The following is a 15,553-nucleotide window of genomic DNA, read 5'->3' as shown; positions in this document are numbered from 1 at the left end:
ACGCTAGCGACGCACCTCACCCACGCGCCCGCCGCCACGCCGACCTATGCTCGATGGTTATGGGTTACCCGAGCATGTCGCTGGCCTCGTGGGCCAAGTCGTGGCTCGCTGGGGAAGCATCGCCGGACGATCTGGTAGACGCGTTGCACGAGTGGGCGCCACTGCACGTGGTTCGAGCGTCCGATCCGGTGGTTGCCGGCCGGGTCGGCATCGAGTGGCCGGACCCTGAAATCGACGGAATCACCGTGCTGATCAAGACCATTCGCGCTGGTGCGGGTGGCACAGCAGGCGGCTTGCGACTGATCCTGCCGGCGCCCGGCGATGTGCGCGGCCTGCCTCCCGGAACCGGTTTCGCTTCCGCGGCATTGGCGGCCGGCGAAGGGGTGCTGCTCGGCACCGGTGGAGCGGCCGGCACCGGGATCGTGCCGACACCCAGCGGCGCCGACGTGCTCGAGTGGTCGTGCTTCGACACCCCGATCCCCTTGGCTGTCGACGACGAGACACTCGGCGACATCGAGTACCGCTTGCGTGCGGCAGTCCGCGACGCGGCCGATGTGGTGGCCTCGGTGCACCGCACCGCAATCGCCAACCGCGACTTCGATGTTCGTGGGGCAATCGAAGATGAACTCGCCGAACTCCACCACCACCGGCTGCCGGAGTCGCTCTCGCCACGCGCGCGGCGGGTGCTGGATTCGGCCGACCAGCTTGCCGCCATCCTCACCGTGGCGAAAACGGCGTCGGTGTCCAGCCCGACAAGCTTGTCAGCCAACACTATTCAGGATGAGACGCTGCGCCCGCTGTGGGACGCCATCCGGCTTGCGCGGATGGCTGCCGTGAATTCTGGGGATCGCTAACTAATCAGCGCCGCAGCATTGTGCCGCGCACGGCAGTCCGTCGACGGTGGCGCCGTAAGCCGGCTCGCTGCCGAGTCGGCGCGATGGAATACCTTCAAGCTGTTCGCGAATCAACTCGACGACCATGCCTGCGAACCGCCGGTCGGTCCCCGGGGTAGCGGCTCGCGTGAAGGCGACACCGAGTTCTGCTGCGCGAGTAGCCAGTTCGTTGTCCAGATCCCACACCACTTCCAGGTGGTCGGAGACAAAGCCGACCGGACAAACCGCCACTGCGTCGATCCCCTTGGCGGCCAGCGCCTCCAGGTGGTCGCCGATATCCGGTTCGAGCCAGGGCACCTGCGGCGGCCCGGAGCGAGACTGCCAGACCACGTCGTAGTCGGAAATGCCGGCTGCGGTGGCGGCGAGCCGCGCGGCCTCGGTCACCTGACGGCTGTAGAGCCGGCCACCGTCGGCGGGCGGGCCGGCCTGTTCGTTCGCCGCGACGGGAATCGAGTGGGCGGTGAAAACCACGCGCGCGCGTTCGCGTCGATCCGCGGGCAGCGCCGCGAGGGCCTGGCTTATCGCGTCGGCGACCGCAGCGACGAACAGTGGATGATCGTAGTACTGACGTAGCTTTCGGAGCTGCGGGGCTGCGGGCCCGACGCTGGCGCGAGCGCGGGCAATGTCTTCGTCGTACTGCCGACAGCCGGAATACCCGCCCCAGGCCGAGGTGGGAAACGCCAGTGCCGAACCGATCCCGTCGGCTCTCATGGTCGAGACGGTGTCTTCGACCAGCGGGTGCCAGTTGCGGTTGCCGAAGTACACCGGCAATTCGATTCCGGCCGCGGCGAGTTCGGTTTCGATATCGGCGATCAGCCGGCGGTTCAGCTCGTTGATCGGCGATCGGCCGCCGAAGTGCAGGTAGTGCTGGGCCACCTCTTCGAGGCGGGCGCGCGGCACTCCCCTGCCCCGAGTGACGTTCTCCAGAAACGGCATGACGTCCTCGGGTCTTTCCGGACCACCGAAGGAGAGCAGCAGCAGCGCTTGGTAAGTCACCTCGCCGGTCAAGCTGTCGCGAAGTTCTCCGGTAGCCAGGTGTTGTGGCTGGCGCCGCCGTCGACGTAGACGATCGAGCCAGTGGTACCGGGCAGCCAGTCGGAAAGCAGGGCGACGATGGATTTGGCGACGACCGTCGGGTCGTCGACGTTCCATCCGATCGGCGCGGCGCCGTTCCAGTAGTCGTTGAGCTGATTGAGCTGCTTGGCGTCATCAGTCGCGGTGCCGGCGATGGCCTTCGCGGCCAGCGTCTTGATCGGGCCCGCCGCAACCAGGTTCGAGCGAATCTTCTTGGCCTCGCCCACTTCCCGCGCCACGTAGCGGTTCACGGACTCGAGGGCGGCCTTGGCCACGCCCATCCAGTTGTAGTACGGCATGGCGGTGCGCGGGTCGAAGTCCATGCCGACGATCGAGCCGCGCTCGTTCATGACGGGCAGTACAGCTCGGGCCAGCGACGCGTAGCTCCATGCCGAAATCTGGAACGCACGCGCAGCGTCCTCCCCCGGGCCGTCGAGGAACGGCACGGCGTCGGGGCCCATCAGCGTCTTCGGAGCTTGTGCGATCGAGTGCAAGACCCCGTCGATCCCCTCGGGCGCGAGTTCCCGGATCTTGTCCGCAAGTGCGTTGAGATCATCCTCGCTGGTTACGTCGAGGCCGATGGCCGGGGGCACCTCTTTGGGAAGTCGCTTGGCGATGCGGTCGATGAGGCGGAGCCGCTCCGGGATGCCGGTAATGATCACCTTGGCCCCCTGGTCCTGGGCCATCGCGGCCGCATGGAATGCGATCGAGGAGTCCGTGATGATGCCGGTGATGAGAATGGTCTTGCCGTCGAGCAGTCCGCCCATTGCTGTGAATCTCCTGCCGAGAGTGCGAGTTGTCAGTGACCGCTTGTGTGGGACCGCCGGTTAGTGACCCATGCCCATGCCGCCGTCGACCGGGATGACGGCGCCGGTGATGTAGTTCGCGTCGTCGGAGGCCAAGAAACTGATCGCCGCGGCAACTTCTTCCGCGTGACCCATTCGGCCCGCCGGAATGACCTTCAGCGCCATCTCACGCATCTCCTCGGTCATTTCGTCGCGCGTCATGTCGGTGTCGATCAGACCGGGCGCGACCACGTTCGCGGTGATGTTGCGGGAACCGATCTCTCGCGTGATGGCGCGCGCCATACCGACCAGCCCAGCCTTGGCGGCCGCATAGTTGATCTGGCCCGGCGCGCCCATCTGACCGACGACCGAGCCCAGGAAGATGATCCGGCCCCAGCGGGCGCGCAGCATGCCGCGGTTCGCGCGCTTGGCCACTCGATATGCGCCGGTGAGGTTCGCGTCCAGGACGCGGGTGAACTGGTCCTCGGACATCCGCATGAGCAAGGTGTTGTCGACGATGCCCGCGTTGGCCACCACCACTTCTACCGGACCTTGATGCGCTTCCACCTCGCTGAACGCACGGTCCACGGCTTCGCTGTCGGTGACATCGCATTGCACCCCGAACAGTCCGTCCGGAGCGCCCGAACCCCGGTGCGTCACAGCAACTTTGTGGCCGTCAGCGGCCAGCCGCTGCGCGACCGCAAGACCGATGCCGCGGTTGCCTCCGGTAACCAAAACCGAGCGTGAGGTGGTGTTCGACATAGGCACAACCTATCTGTTCATGTTCGTTGCTACGTAATCGCCTCAGGGCAAACGCTGCCGCAAGACCAGTGCCGACCCGATGCCGGCGGTGGTGGCCAGGACACCCAGGATCAGCCATGGTCGGCTGGCGTCACCGCGGGTCATCTCGTAGCCGATCTGCTCCTCGAGTGTGTCGTAGACCTTGTTGAGTTCCTCGAGACTCGATGCGGTGAAGAACTCGCCGCCGGACAACTGCGCGATCTCCTTCAGCGACGGATCGTCGACCGGCACGGGTACTCGCTCCGAGCCGCCGGACTGGTTCGGGATCTGCACCGTCCCGTAACTCGTCCCGAACGAAATGGTCGAAATCGGCACGCCACGCTGTTTGGCTACCCGGGCAGCGGTGTAACCACCGCGCGGATCGTCGGGGCTCTGCGGCACCGTCTGCTTGCCGTCCGACATCAGCACGATCCGCGCAGGTGGCGGCTCGGTAGCGCCGCCGAGCACGTCACCCAGCGTCTGAATCGATTGCAGCGCGGTGAAAATGCCTTCGCCCGTTGCGGTGCGTTCACTCAACTGCAAGTGGTCGACGGCGGCCTTGGTCGCGTCGCGACTCGTTGTCGGCGACACCAAAACCGATGCCGTGCCGGCAAACGCCACGAGGCCGAGGTTGATACCAGACGTCAATCCCTCCGCGAACGACTTGCCTGCTTGTTGGGCGACGACGAGCCGACTGGGTTTGACGTCGGTGGCCTCCATCGACAACGACACGTCCATGACCAGCATCACCGTCGCGCGATTGCGGGGAATCTTCTTGGCCTTGGTTGGGCCGGCCAGGGCGACGGTGAACATCAGCAATCCGATCAGCAGCAGCGCCATCGGCAGGTGGCGCAGCCGACTCGGCCGCGCCGGCGCCACCTTCTCCAGCAAATCCATGTTGGTGAAGCGCAGCAGTTGCTTGTGTCGGCGACGCTGCACCACCGCATAACCGACGATGAGCAGAGCGACGACAAGCAGAAACGCCAGCCAGACGGGCGCAGCGAACTGCGAAAGTGTCATGCGCCGACCGCCGAGGCGCTGCGCGGCGTGAGCATCGCAACGAGTACCGCAGCGCAGCGAGGAACGCAGTGAGGAGCGGAGCGCCGGGCAGTGACTGGCGTTAAAGTCACTGCCGGGGCACCCTGTTCGCCGGCGCGCCGAAGTTGTGCCGCCTGGTGGACACGAACCGAACGACGTCGGTGATCCAGTCCCGGTCGGTCCGCAGCGTCAGCACGGGCGCTCCGCAACTGCGCAGCGACTGCTCGACCTGCTCACGGTGGCGGGCGGCCGCTTCGGCGAAATCGGCGCGTAGCTGGGGGCTGACCGTGAATTCGCGGGTTCGTCCGCTTTCCGGGTCGTGCAGCACCACGTCACCGACGTCCGGCAGTTCCAGGTCGCGTGGGTCGAGCACCTCCACGGCGAGCAGGTCGTGGCGTGCCGAGATGGCCCGCAGGGATCGCCGCCAATCGATCGGGCCGAGAAAGTCGCTGATGACCACGGCGAGACCGCGTTTGCGCTGCGGCCGGCGAAGGGCCTCGATCGCACTTTTCAGGTCGCCGCGCACGCCGTCCGGGGCGTGTGGCGTCGTAGCGATCTTGCGCAGCATGGACTGCGCGTGAGTGCGGCCGCTGCGTGCCGGTATCCGGATGGTTTGGTGTCCGGTGGCCACGATGGCGCCGATCCGGTTGCCGCCGCCGCTAGTCAGGTGGGTGACGGCAGCCGCGGCAGCAACGACGAGGTCGCGCTTCTCGCAGCCGGCCGTTCCGAAGTCGAGGCTCGCCGACAGATCGGCGACCAGCCACGTTTCCAACTCGCGGTCGGCCACCATCTGCCGCACGTGCGGGTGGGTCGTACGCGCGGTGACCGACCAGTCCATTTGCCGAACGTCGTCGCCCGGCTGGTACAGCCGCGCGTCACCAGGCTCCGAACCCGGCCCGGGGATCAGACCGAGATGCTCGCCGTGCAGCACCCCGTCGAGCTTGCGCCGCACGGTGAGCTCAAGCGTGCGCAACGCGGCAGACAGCCGCGGGTCATTGAGCTCGCCGGAGTGAAACGACGGCGGAGCATGCGAAGGCCGTTGCGTGGGGCCGCCGAGCGAGCGGCGCCACCAAGGCGCGGCGTCGTCGGTCACCGTGGCTTGCTATTGCTGTTCTGTCCAGGACCGCCCGCCGGCGCTGGCTCCTGCGGTTGTTGCGGCGCCGGTCCGGGCGAGCTCTGCGGGTACGAACCACTCGGCTGTCCTGGATGCGGAGCCTGTTGTTGCGCAACGGCTTGCGCAGCGACCTGGGGCAGGCCAACGGTCTGCAAGACGCGGGTGATGACGTCATCCGGCGAGATCTCGTCCGCCAGCGCGTCATACGACAGCACAAGGCGGTGCCGAAGTACGTCCGGCATGATCTCGAGAACGTCCTGCGGCACGACATAGTCGCGGCCACGCAGCAGCGCCAGGCCGCGTGCGGCGGAAATGATGCCGAGGCTCGCTCGTGGCGAAGCGCCGTAGGCGATCCAGCCCGCAACGTCGTCCAGACCGACCTGAGCGGGATTGCGCGTCGCCGCGATGACCCGGACCACGTAGTCGACGAGCGCGTGGTGGACGAAAACGCCACTGGCTACCTTCTGCAGGCGGACCAGCTCAGCGGGGTCCAAGATCTGCTTGGCCACCGGCGGTGCGACGCCCATGCGGTAGACGATCTCGCGTTCCTCCTCGACGGACGGATAGTCGACCACGACCTTGAAAAGGAACCGGTCGCGTTGCGCCTCCGGGAGCGGGTAGACGCCCTCGCTTTCGATGGGGTTCTGCGTGGCCATGACCAAAAACGGGTCCGGCATCCGGTAGGTCTTGCCGCCGATGGAGACATGGCGCTCCGCCATGACTTCGAGCAACGCGGACTGCACCTTGGCCGGGGCACGGTTGATCTCGTCGGCAAGGACAAAGTTGGCCACTACCGGGCCCAGTTCGGTGTCGAACTCTTCGCGTCCCTGGCGGTAGATCCGGGTACCGATGAGGTCGGTCGGCACCAGGTCGGGAGTGAACTGAACCCGCGAGAAGGATCCGCCGACGACCTTGGCGAACGTCTCGACAGCGAGTGTCTTGGCGATGCCCGGCACACCTTCGAGGAGCACGTGGCCGCGCGCGAGTACGCCGACCAAAAGCCGCTCGACGAGCCGGTCCTGGCCGACGATCACCCGCTTGACTTCGTAGATCGCCTTTTCCAGGGTCTGCACGTCGTGCGCCAGGTTGTCGCTTGCGACACCCGCCTCCCGTGCTTGCTGCGTCGCCTGGTCGGTTGCCGTCACCAAGAATCCACCGCTTTCACCATCGAAGTCCCAGAAGTCGCCGCGCTGCGGAGAGCGAAGGGGCCGACTCGCTGCATCCACCCAACTATTCCAGGTGTTGTCCAACTCCGCCGCAATCAACCCCCACGCGCGCCGCGATCATGAGCAAATCGGGCAAAGGCTCTCGGCCTTCACCCGGATTTGCCCATGATCAGGTAGCGATGTCGGCCTACGAGTCGACCATTCGGACGACATTCGGCATCATCCCGCCGTAGCGGACCGGCGAGATCTTGACGACGTCACCGGATTCTGGAGCCTCCAGCATCTTGCCGTCGCCGAGGTAGAGCGCCACATGTTCGCTGCCGTTGGCTCCCCAGAACAGCATGTCGCCGCGTTTCATTTGCGACGACGGCACCTGCTCGCCCGCCGTGTACTGGTAGCCGCTGTAGTGCGGCAGGGAGATGCCGATGCCGGCGAATGCGTAGACCATCAGTCCCGAACAGTCGAACCCGACCTTTTTGTAGTCGCCGTAGCTGTCCGCGACGCCGCCGTCATGGATGCCCAGCGTCGGCCCGTTTTCGTCCCCGCCGCCCCAGGAGTAGGGCACGCCCAGTTGCGAGAGGCCGCGATTGACCACGGTTTCCACCGCTGTGCTACCGGTCACGGTCGGGACCATCGACTTGCTACCCGACGACTTCTTCTTCGAACTCGGCGCCGCGGCCTCGATGGCGCTGTTATCGGAGTCCGTGCTGTCCGTGCTGTCCGTACTGTCGGAGTCTTGGTCATCGAGTGAAGTATGCGAGCGTTCGCCGCTGGCGAGTTCCGCAGCCCGGTCTCGCGCGGCCTGATCGGCGGCGACCTTCGCGGCCGCCTCGAGCGCAATCTTCTTGGCGGCCTCCGCCGCAGCCGCTTGGGCCGCCTGTTCGGCCTTCTGCTGGTTGTCCCAAGCGACGTAGGCATCTCGTTGCCCCTCGAGGCCGTTGACGCTGTTCTTGGCCGCATCGAGTTGGGACTGCGCAGCATCGCGCTGCTGCTCGATCTGCTGCTTCTTGGCCATCTCGTCCTGGACGGCCTGTTGGACGGTCGCGATCGCCTGCTCGGCGGCGGTCTTCTTCGCTTCGGCGTCGGCCTCCGCGGCGTCCGCCTGCTGCTTGGCCTCGCGGGCCTGCGAGTTCTTGTTCGCCTCTTCCAGCTGTGACCGCTGTAAGTCGTCCATGACGGACTGCTGCTTCTTGGTCATCAGGTCCATCAACTGCACCCTGTCGAGCACGTCCTGCGGAGTTCCGGAACCCAAAAACGAAGCAACCGAGGCTATTCCGCCATTGCCCTCGGTATAGAGCTGCGAGGCGTAACTGTCGAACTTCTGCCGCGCCTGCTCAATGACCGCGCCGGCCGCAGCTAGGGCTTGCTGGGTGGTGCCGACCGCCGACGCAGCGACGTCGGCGGCACTGCGGGCATTCTGGAGGTCGACCAGCGCCTTGTTGACTTGCTCGCGCTTCGCCGCGACAGCGGCATTGAGTTGGGCAAGTTGCTGATTGGCATTCGCGACCTGGTTGATCAAGTCACCGACGGCCCCGAGTTGCTGCTGCACCTGAGCGCTCGCCTGCGCGATGTCGTTGTCGGACGGGTTCGGCGGCGGTGGCGGCACGGCAGCGCCTTGACCGGGCGCCGCAAGGGCGACCACCGTCACCGCGCAGAGGCTGACCATGCCGCGCCCGGCGGCCCGAAACGCACGCGCACGCGGTCTGAGCAGGCCCCGGGCCCGGACGCGGCGCGGCGTCCGGCGGGTCGAGGATCCGCCTGCCATGGATCTGTCCGGCCTCACTGAACTCTCCCTCGCTTGGCACAACCGTCTCCAAGGGGAAAGAGGACGCACACCGGCAACTTCCGCTGTCTTGGACAACGCCAGCAACAGCCGGATCAAAGACAACGCTTATATACAACGTGTTCGTGGCGACACTTCTTCCCCAAGAGTGTCAGAGGCACCGTACGACACATTCCGCACTGATGAAACTCTTGTCACAAAATCACAATGGCGTAATTTATGGCTTCTACCTGCGGATTCGCGTCGGCTACGAGGCACGTATGCCGTGGTCAGACGGGGTTTCCGAAAGCTGTGAGCGCATCACCGAAGACGGGGAGCGTTATCAAACTGTGCCCGTGTCGCTCGACGGCACGCCGAAAAGAGGGGGTCCAGGCGGTTATCGCAGCGCCGGATCGGACTGCCGAGGCGCGACGGCATCGGCCTGTTCGGTGTTCGTCTGCTGCGCCGGTGGCTGAGGCTTCGCACGCTTTGCGCGGCGCACCTTCACCCAGTACAGACCGCCGGTCGCCGCGATCGCCGCCGCGAACACCGCACAGCTGAGCGCTGTCCACGGCAACGTCGGCCCGATGAGGGTGTGCACGAAGTTGTTCGCCGAGAGCTCGGTGTTTCCGCCGTGATTCTTGGCCGGATCCTCGGCCTTCTCGAGACGCACCCGACTGATGGAATCGCTGTAGGTGCCCACCCAGTCGGGACTGAACACCACGACGGTGCCGTGCTCCTGCTTCCCGACGGTGGTGGCCAGGTCACGCAGGTCGGCGTCGCGCCGGGGATTGCGGTCGATGACGACGATGCTCAGGTTGATGCCGTGATCGCGGGCCTCGCGCGTCAGCGCGACGAGTTCGTCGTGTGTCGCTGCCGGCGCGGAGACGTGATCCGCGCGCAGTTGCGCGACGATCTTGCCGACATCGACATTGGGCGGGAGTTCGGCTGCCGCCGGGGTGAAAGCCCGGGAGACCGCGGGCGCTGGGACGCTCTCATGAGTGGTGGGCATAAAGCCACCGGTGAGGGCAACAACAGGCGCAGACACTGAGATCTTTTCGTCGGGAGGTCGTCGTTCCCAAGCACCTTACGTGACGAATCCGCGCGCGAGCGCGAAGCCCGAACGCTAGGTTGCGACGAGGGGGTCGTTTTCGGCCCGAAATTTCATAGGACAAGCGTACTGTTAGAGTGAAGTCCGGAGGTTCGTCCGCCTGTTTGCCCCAGGTGATGGAGAATCCGCGGACCTCGCCTGGCCGCCGACACAGCCCTGTCGGCGGCAATCACCGACGAGTGGAGCTGACGTGACGACAAGCACTGATTCGTTCGGCGCCAAGGGAACCCTTGAGGTTGGAGACAAGTCTTACGAGATTTTCCGACTCTCGGCCGTGCCCGGCACCGAAAAACTTCCCTACGCGCTCAAGGTATTGGCAGAGAACCTGCTGCGCACCGAGGACGGCGCGAACATCACCGCCGACCACATCCGCGCGATCGCGGACTGGGATCCCTCGGCCGAGCCGAGCATCGAAATCCAGTTCACCCCTGCCCGCGTCATCATGCAGGACTTCACCGGTGTGCCGTGCGTGGTCGACCTCGCCACCATGCGCGAGGCGGTCTCGGCGCTGGGCGGCGACCCGGAAAAGGTCAACCCACTCTCCCCCGCCGAGATGGTCATCGACCACTCGGTGATCCTCGACGTCTTCGGCACCGCCGACGCGTTCGAACGCAACGTCGAACTCGAATACCAGCGCAACGGTGAGCGCTACCAGTTCCTGCGCTGGGGCCAGGGCGCATTCGACGACTTCAAGGTCGTCCCGCCCGGTACCGGCATCGTGCACCAGGTCAACATCGAATACCTCGCACGCACGGTCATGGTGCGCAACGGGCAGGCGTACCCGGACACCTGCGTCGGCACCGACTCGCACACCACCATGGTCAACGGCCTGGGCGTGCTGGGCTGGGGCGTCGGCGGTATCGAGGCCGAGGCGGCCATGCTGGGCCAGCCGGTGTCGATGCTCATCCCGCGCGTGGTCGGCTTCAAGCTCACCGGTGAGATTCAGCCGGGCGTGACCGCCACCGACGTCGTCCTCACGGTCACCGACATGCTGCGCAAGCACGGCGTGGTCGGCAAGTTCGTCGAGTTCTACGGCCAGGGCGTGGCCGAGGTGCCGCTGGCCAACCGCGCCACGCTGGGCAACATGAGCCCCGAATTCGGCTCCACCGCGGCGATCTTCCCGATCGACGACGAGACGATCAATTACCTGCGCCTTACAGGCCGCTCCGACGAGCAACTCGCGCTCGTCGAGGCCTACGCCAAGGAACAGGGCATGTGGCACGACCCGGCGCACGAGCCCGTCTACTCCGAATACCTCGAACTCGACCTGAGCACCGTGGTCCCGTCGATCGCCGGGCCGAAGCGTCCGCAGGACCGGATCCTGTTGTCGGAATCCAAGGCTGCGTTCCGCAGGGACATCCTGAACTACACCGACGATGCGGGATCAGCACCGCACTCGCAGTTGGACGAGGCGCTCGAAGAGTCCTTCCCCGCCAGCGACCCGGCCGAGCTGAGCTTCGCCGACGACGGAGCCGTGGTGCCGACTGCTGCCAACGGCAGCAACGGCCGTCCGTCCAAGCCGGTCAAGGTCAGCTCCGAAGACCGCGGTGAGTTCATCCTCGACCACGGTGCCGTCGTCGTCGCGGGCATCACGTCGTGCACCAACACGTCGAACCCGTCGGTGATGATCGGTGCCGCGCTGCTCGCCCGCAACGCCGTCGAAAAGGGCCTCGCGACCAAGCCGTGGGTCAAGACCAACATGGCGCCCGGCTCGCAGGTGGTCACCGACTACTACGAGAAGGCCGGCCTGTGGCCGTACCTCGAGAAGCTCGGCTTCTACCTCGGTGGATACGGCTGCACCACGTGCATCGGCAACACCGGCCCACTGCCGGACGAGATCTCCAAGGCCGTCAACGACAACGACCTTTCTGTCACCGCCGTGCTGTCCGGCAACCGCAACTTCGAGGGTCGCATCTCCCCCGACGTGAAGATGAACTACCTGGCGTCGCCGCCGCTGGTCATCGCCTACGCGCTCGCCGGGACGATGGACTTCGACTTCGAGAATGACGCGCTCGGCAAGGACACCGAGGGCAACGACGTCTTCCTGCGCGACATCTGGCCGTCGGCTCAGGAAATCGACGACACCATCAAGTCGGCGATCAGCCAGGAGATGTTCACCAAGTCCTACGCCGATGTGTTCAAGGGCGACGAGCGCTGGCGCAACCTGCCGACACCCGAGGGCAATACCTTTGCCTGGGATGAGAACTCGACGTACGTCCGCAAGGCGCCGTACTTCGACGGCATGACGCGCGAGCCGGAGCCCGTTACCGACATCAAGGGCGCGCGCGTCCTCGCGCTGCTCGGCGACTCGGTGACCACCGACCACATCTCGCCGGCCGGCGCGATCAAACCTGGCACCCCGGCCGCGCAGTACTTGGACGAACACGGCGTGGAGCGCAAGGACTACAACTCGTTGGGCTCGCGGCGCGGCAACCACGAGGTGATGATCCGCGGCACCTTCGCCAACATCCGGCTGCGCAACCAGCTGCTCGACGACGTCTCGGGCGGCTACACGCGCGACTTCACCCAGGACGGCGGTCCGCAGGCGTTCATCTACGACGCGTCGGTGAACTACCAGAAGGCCGGTATCCCGCTGGTGGTGTTGGGCGGCAAGGAGTATGGCTCCGGCTCGTCGCGCGACTGGGCTGCCAAGGGCACGGTGCTGCTCGGCGTCAAGGCCGTCATCACCGAGTCGTTCGAGCGCATCCACCGCTCGAACCTGATCGGCATGGGCGTGATTCCGCTGCAGTTCCCGCAGGGTGAGTCGGCCGAGTCGCTGGGCCTGGATGGCACCGAGGTGTTCGACATCGAGGGCATCGAGGAGCTGAACAACGGCAAAACGCCCAAGACGGTGCACGTCACGGCCACAAAGGAGGGCGGCGACAAGGTCGAGTTCGACGCGGTTGTCCGCATCGACACCCCCGGTGAAGCCGACTACTACCGCAACGGTGGCATTCTGCAGTACGTGCTGCGGAACATGATCGGTAGCTGAGCCGGTCGCAGTTGCCGCTGTCTCGTTGCCTCTTTCGGAAGCAGGGGTCCCCTACTGGCCGCTACGCGCAGTAGGGGACCCCTGCTTCCGGGCAATCAGAGCACACCCGCCGACATGACTGGAGCGAACCAGTGCCGAAGGTGAGCGAGGACCACCTCGCCGCACGCCGCGCCCAAATTCTCGACGGCGCGCGCCGATGCTTTGCCGAATACGGCTACGAGGGCGCCACTGTGCGCCGACTCGAAGAAGTCACCGGACTCTCGCGCGGTGCGATATTCCACCACTTCCGCGACAAGGACGCGCTGTTTCTCGCGTTGGCCCAGGAGGACGCCGAGCGGATGGCCGAGGTGGCGGCCACCCAGGGTCTGGTCCAGGTGATGCGGGACATGCTGACTCATCCGGAGCAATTCGATTGGCTCGGAACGCGTTTGGAGATTGCACGCCGGCTACGCAACGATCCCGAGTTCCGGCGTGGCTGGACTCAGCGCTCAGCGGAACTCACCGACGCGACGCTGGCACGGTTGGAGCGACAAAAGGCCGCGGGCCGGTTGCGTGACGATCTGCCGACGGATGTCCTGCTGGGCTATCTCGATCTGGTGTTGGACGGATTGATCGCGCGGATCGCCTCCGGCCATGCGGGGGAAAATCTGTCGGCAGTCCTGGACCTGGTCGAGGAGTCGGTGCGCCGACACGACAGCCGCAATGGCTCGGGCGCCTAGCCGCCGCGCGCGCTCTTGCTGTCCCGCAGCACGTTCGAGGCTCGCGCCGCAGCAAGAACGCGCGCGGCGAGAGGATGAGCGGGGCACCCGGCCCTACGCCGGTGCGTGTTTGCGGCGGTTGGCACCGCCGCGCCCGCGCAGTTGCACATGCGACTCCACCAAGACGTTATGAATGAAGCCGTACGAACGCCCGGTCTCCTTGGCCAGAGATCGGATGCTGGCGCCCGCCTCGTATTGTTTCTTCAGCAAGCTCTGCAATTTGCCGCGCGATTCTCCGGTCACACGAGCACCTTTGGGGAGAGCTGATTCTTCGCCCATGGTGGTCCTCCAGACACCCGATCAGCGTCCTTCAAGGCTAGATCACACCAGCTGCGGTGATCAAGAAAACCGCAGATCAGGCGGTAAAAACTTCAAGCAAGCTGAATCAACTCGAGGTAGTCGCGCGACCAGTGGTCCTCGGTGCCGTCGGGCAGCAGGATCACCCGCTCTGGCGAGAGCGCTTCGGCGGCCCCGGGATCGTGGGTGACCAGCACGACCGCGCCTGCATAGCTGCGCAGCGCGTCGAGCACCTGCTCGCGCGAGATCGGGTCGAGGTTGTTGGTGGGCTCGTCGAGTAACAGCACGTTCGCGGCCGAGGACACCAATCCGGCGAGCGCGAGTCGCGTCTTCTCACCACCGGAGAGGGTGCCCGCGGGCTGCTCCAACTGCGGGCCACTGAACATGAACGCGCCGAGCAAGCCGCGCAGGTCCTGCTCACCCGCATCGGGCGCGGCGTGGCGGATGTTCTCCCAGACGGTGGCTTCGTCGTCGAGAGTGTCGTGCTCCTGGGCGAAGTAACCAATCTTCAGCCCATGACCCGGTACCAGGTTTCCTGCGGTCGGGTTCTCGACACCGGCCAGCAGGCGCAGCAGCGTCGTCTTGCCGGCACCGTTGAGGCCCAGCACCACCACGCGACTTCCCCGGTCGATCGCGAGGTCCACGCCGGTGAAGATCTCCAGCGAGCCGTAGACCTTGGTCAGGTTCTCCGCCATCAACGGGGTCTTGCCGCAGGCGGCCGGCGACGGGAACTTGATACGAGCGACCTTGTCGGCCACCCGAACGTCGTCGAGTTCGGCCAGCAGACGGTCGGCACGCTTGACCATGTTCTGGGCGGCAACGGCTTTGGTGGCCTTCGCGCCCAGCTTGGCGGCCTGCGCCTTCAGTGCCGAGGCTTTCTTTTCCGCGTTGGCGCGCTCGCGGCGGCGACGCTGTTCATCGGTGGCGCGGGCATCGAGATACTTCTGCCAGCCCATGTTGTAGACATCGGCCTCGCCGCGCACCGCGTCGAGGAACCACACCCGGTTGACGACGGCGGCGAGCAATTCGACGTCGTGGCTAATGACGATCAGTCCACCGTCGTGGTTCTGCAGAAAGCCACGCAGCCAGGTGATCGAGTCGGCATCGAGGTGGTTGGTCGGCTCGTCGAGCAGCAGCGTGGTGCCGGAACGCCCGCCGCTGCCGTCGGAGGCGGCAAAGAGAATGCGCGCAAGTTCGACGCGGCGGCGCTGACCGCCCGACAGGGTCCGCAGCGTTTGGCCGAGCACCCGATCCGGCAGCCCCAGGCTGTTGCAGATCCGCGCGGCCTCACTTTCGGCCACGTAGCCACCGAGCGCGGAGAAACGTTCCTCCAGTTGCCCGTACGCCTTGACCGCGCGCTCGCGTTCGGCGTCGTCGGCCACCTCGGCCATCAGCAACTGCTGCTTTTCCATCTTGCGCAGCAGCGTGTCGAGCCCACGAGCGGACAGCACCCGATCCTTGGCCAGGACGTCCAGATCACCCTCGCGCGGGTCCTGCGGCAGGTATCCGACCTCGTTCGACCGCACGATCGTTCCCGCGTAGGGCTCCCCTTCACCCGCCAGGATGCGCATGGTGGTGGTCTTGCCGGCACCATTGCGCCCGACCAGCCCGATGCGGTCGCCCGCCTGCACCCGCAACGCGGAACCGGGCGCGGACAGCAACGTGCGCACTCCAGCCCGGACTTCCAGGTCCGTCGCGGTGATCACAGTTGCTCTCCTGACCGATGCCAGTGCGAAACGCACATGAAGCATCGATTTTACCGTGCGGAGGCAGACTCCCCGGA

General features: G+C 65.9%; 13 protein-coding genes. 3 read left to right on the top strand and 10 right to left on the bottom strand.

Features of this window, described 5'->3' with window-relative positions:
• Positions 1 to 59 precede the first annotated feature (59 nt).
• Positions 60 to 854, top strand: coding sequence for a hypothetical protein (locus FOS14_RS18485; protein ID WP_143772289.1), 795 nt, complete (start codon positions 60 to 62; stop codon positions 852 to 854).
• Here the strand turns inward: FOS14_RS18485 and FOS14_RS18480 are convergent, their stop codons facing one another.
• From FOS14_RS18480 to FOS14_RS18445, 8 genes are all read right to left on the bottom strand, one after another.
• Positions 855 to 1,889: a ferrochelatase gene (locus FOS14_RS18480; RefSeq protein ID WP_143772288.1), complete on the bottom strand. Its 1,035-nt coding sequence runs from the start codon at positions 1,887 to 1,889 to the stop codon at positions 855 to 857.
• 8 nt (positions 1,890 to 1,897) lie between these two features.
• On the bottom strand, positions 1,898 to 2,734 hold the full coding sequence (inhA, locus tag FOS14_RS18475; RefSeq protein WP_143772287.1) for an NADH-dependent enoyl-ACP reductase InhA: 837 nt from the start codon (positions 2,732 to 2,734) through the stop codon (positions 1,898 to 1,900).
• A gap of 60 nt (positions 2,735 to 2,794) precedes the next feature.
• Complete coding sequence (gene fabG1, locus FOS14_RS18470; RefSeq protein WP_143772286.1) at positions 2,795 to 3,514, bottom strand: 3-oxoacyl-ACP reductase FabG1; 720 nt, start codon at positions 3,512 to 3,514, stop codon at positions 2,795 to 2,797.
• 42 nt (positions 3,515 to 3,556) lie between these two features.
• The gene (locus FOS14_RS18465; protein ID WP_143772285.1) at positions 3,557 to 4,552 is read right to left on the bottom strand and encodes a VWA domain-containing protein; all 996 of its coding nucleotides are present in this window, start codon (positions 4,550 to 4,552) and stop codon (positions 3,557 to 3,559) included.
• Positions 4,553 to 4,658: 106 nt separating this feature from the next.
• On the bottom strand, positions 4,659 to 5,555 hold the full coding sequence (locus FOS14_RS18460; protein WP_255450454.1) for a DUF58 domain-containing protein: 897 nt from the start codon (positions 5,553 to 5,555) through the stop codon (positions 4,659 to 4,661).
• Between the two features lie 104 nt (positions 5,556 to 5,659).
• Positions 5,660 to 6,829 (bottom strand): AAA family ATPase, encoded by a 1,170-nt coding sequence (locus FOS14_RS18455; RefSeq protein ID WP_370512259.1) that lies wholly within the window; start codon positions 6,827 to 6,829, stop codon positions 5,660 to 5,662.
• A 208-nt stretch (positions 6,830 to 7,037) separates the two neighbouring features.
• Positions 7,038 to 8,615 carry an NlpC/P60 family protein gene (locus FOS14_RS18450; protein ID WP_370512258.1) on the bottom strand — a complete coding sequence of 526 codons (1,578 nt, stop codon included), beginning with the start codon at positions 8,613 to 8,615 and terminating at the stop codon, positions 7,038 to 7,040.
• A gap of 394 nt (positions 8,616 to 9,009) precedes the next feature.
• A complete protein-coding gene (locus FOS14_RS18445) occupies positions 9,010 to 9,624 on the bottom strand; it encodes a DUF6676 family protein (RefSeq protein ID WP_185981825.1) in 615 nt (204 codons plus the stop codon).
• A 289-nt stretch (positions 9,625 to 9,913) separates the two neighbouring features.
• Between FOS14_RS18445 and acnA the strand changes: the two genes are divergently transcribed.
• Positions 9,914 to 12,715 carry an aconitate hydratase AcnA gene (gene acnA, locus FOS14_RS18440; RefSeq protein ID WP_143772283.1) on the top strand — a complete coding sequence of 934 codons (2,802 nt, stop codon included), beginning with the start codon at positions 9,914 to 9,916 and terminating at the stop codon, positions 12,713 to 12,715.
• A 131-nt stretch (positions 12,716 to 12,846) separates the two neighbouring features.
• A complete protein-coding gene (locus tag FOS14_RS18435; RefSeq protein ID WP_143772282.1) occupies positions 12,847 to 13,434 on the top strand; it encodes a TetR/AcrR family transcriptional regulator in 588 nt (195 codons plus the stop codon).
• Between the two features lie 93 nt (positions 13,435 to 13,527).
• On the opposite strand, the gene FOS14_RS18430 is transcribed toward FOS14_RS18435, so the two are convergent.
• Positions 13,528 to 13,752 (bottom strand): helix-turn-helix domain-containing protein, encoded by a 225-nt coding sequence (locus FOS14_RS18430; RefSeq protein WP_143772281.1) that lies wholly within the window; start codon positions 13,750 to 13,752, stop codon positions 13,528 to 13,530.
• A 92-nt stretch (positions 13,753 to 13,844) separates the two neighbouring features.
• On the bottom strand, positions 13,845 to 15,476 hold the full coding sequence (locus FOS14_RS18425) for an ABC-F family ATP-binding cassette domain-containing protein (RefSeq protein ID WP_143772280.1): 1,632 nt from the start codon (positions 15,474 to 15,476) through the stop codon (positions 13,845 to 13,847).
• Positions 15,477 to 15,553: the final 77 nt, after the last annotated feature.

The organism is Skermania sp. ID1734 (assembly GCF_007489285.1).
Lineage (GTDB): Bacteria > Actinomycetota > Actinomycetes > Mycobacteriales > Mycobacteriaceae > ID1734.
The sequence above is the reverse complement of the archived record's forward strand: the minus strand, read 5'-3'. Positions and strand labels throughout refer to the sequence as shown.

Bases quoted from the DNA above. Each gene is read 5' to 3' on its own strand.
- inhA (WP_143772287.1), bottom strand. From the start codon at position 2,734: ATGGGCGGACTGCTCGACGGCAAGACCATTCTCATCACCGGCATCATC.
- FOS14_RS18465 (WP_143772285.1), bottom strand. From the start codon at position 4,552: ATGACACTTTCGCAGTTCGCTGCGCCCGTCTGGCTGGCGTTTCTGCTT.
- FOS14_RS18450 (WP_370512258.1), bottom strand. From the start codon at position 8,615: ATGGCAGGCGGATCCTCGACCCGCCGGACGCCGCGCCGCGTCCGGGCC.
- fabG1 (WP_143772286.1), bottom strand. From the start codon at position 3,514: ATGTCGAACACCACCTCACGCTCGGTTTTGGTTACCGGAGGCAACCGC.
- FOS14_RS18430 (WP_143772281.1), bottom strand. From the start codon at position 13,752: ATGGGCGAAGAATCAGCTCTCCCCAAAGGTGCTCGTGTGACCGGAGAA.
- FOS14_RS18485 (WP_143772289.1), top strand. From the start codon at position 60: ATGGGTTACCCGAGCATGTCGCTGGCCTCGTGGGCCAAGTCGTGGCTC.
- FOS14_RS18445 (WP_185981825.1), bottom strand. From the start codon at position 9,624: ATGCCCACCACTCATGAGAGCGTCCCAGCGCCCGCGGTCTCCCGGGCT.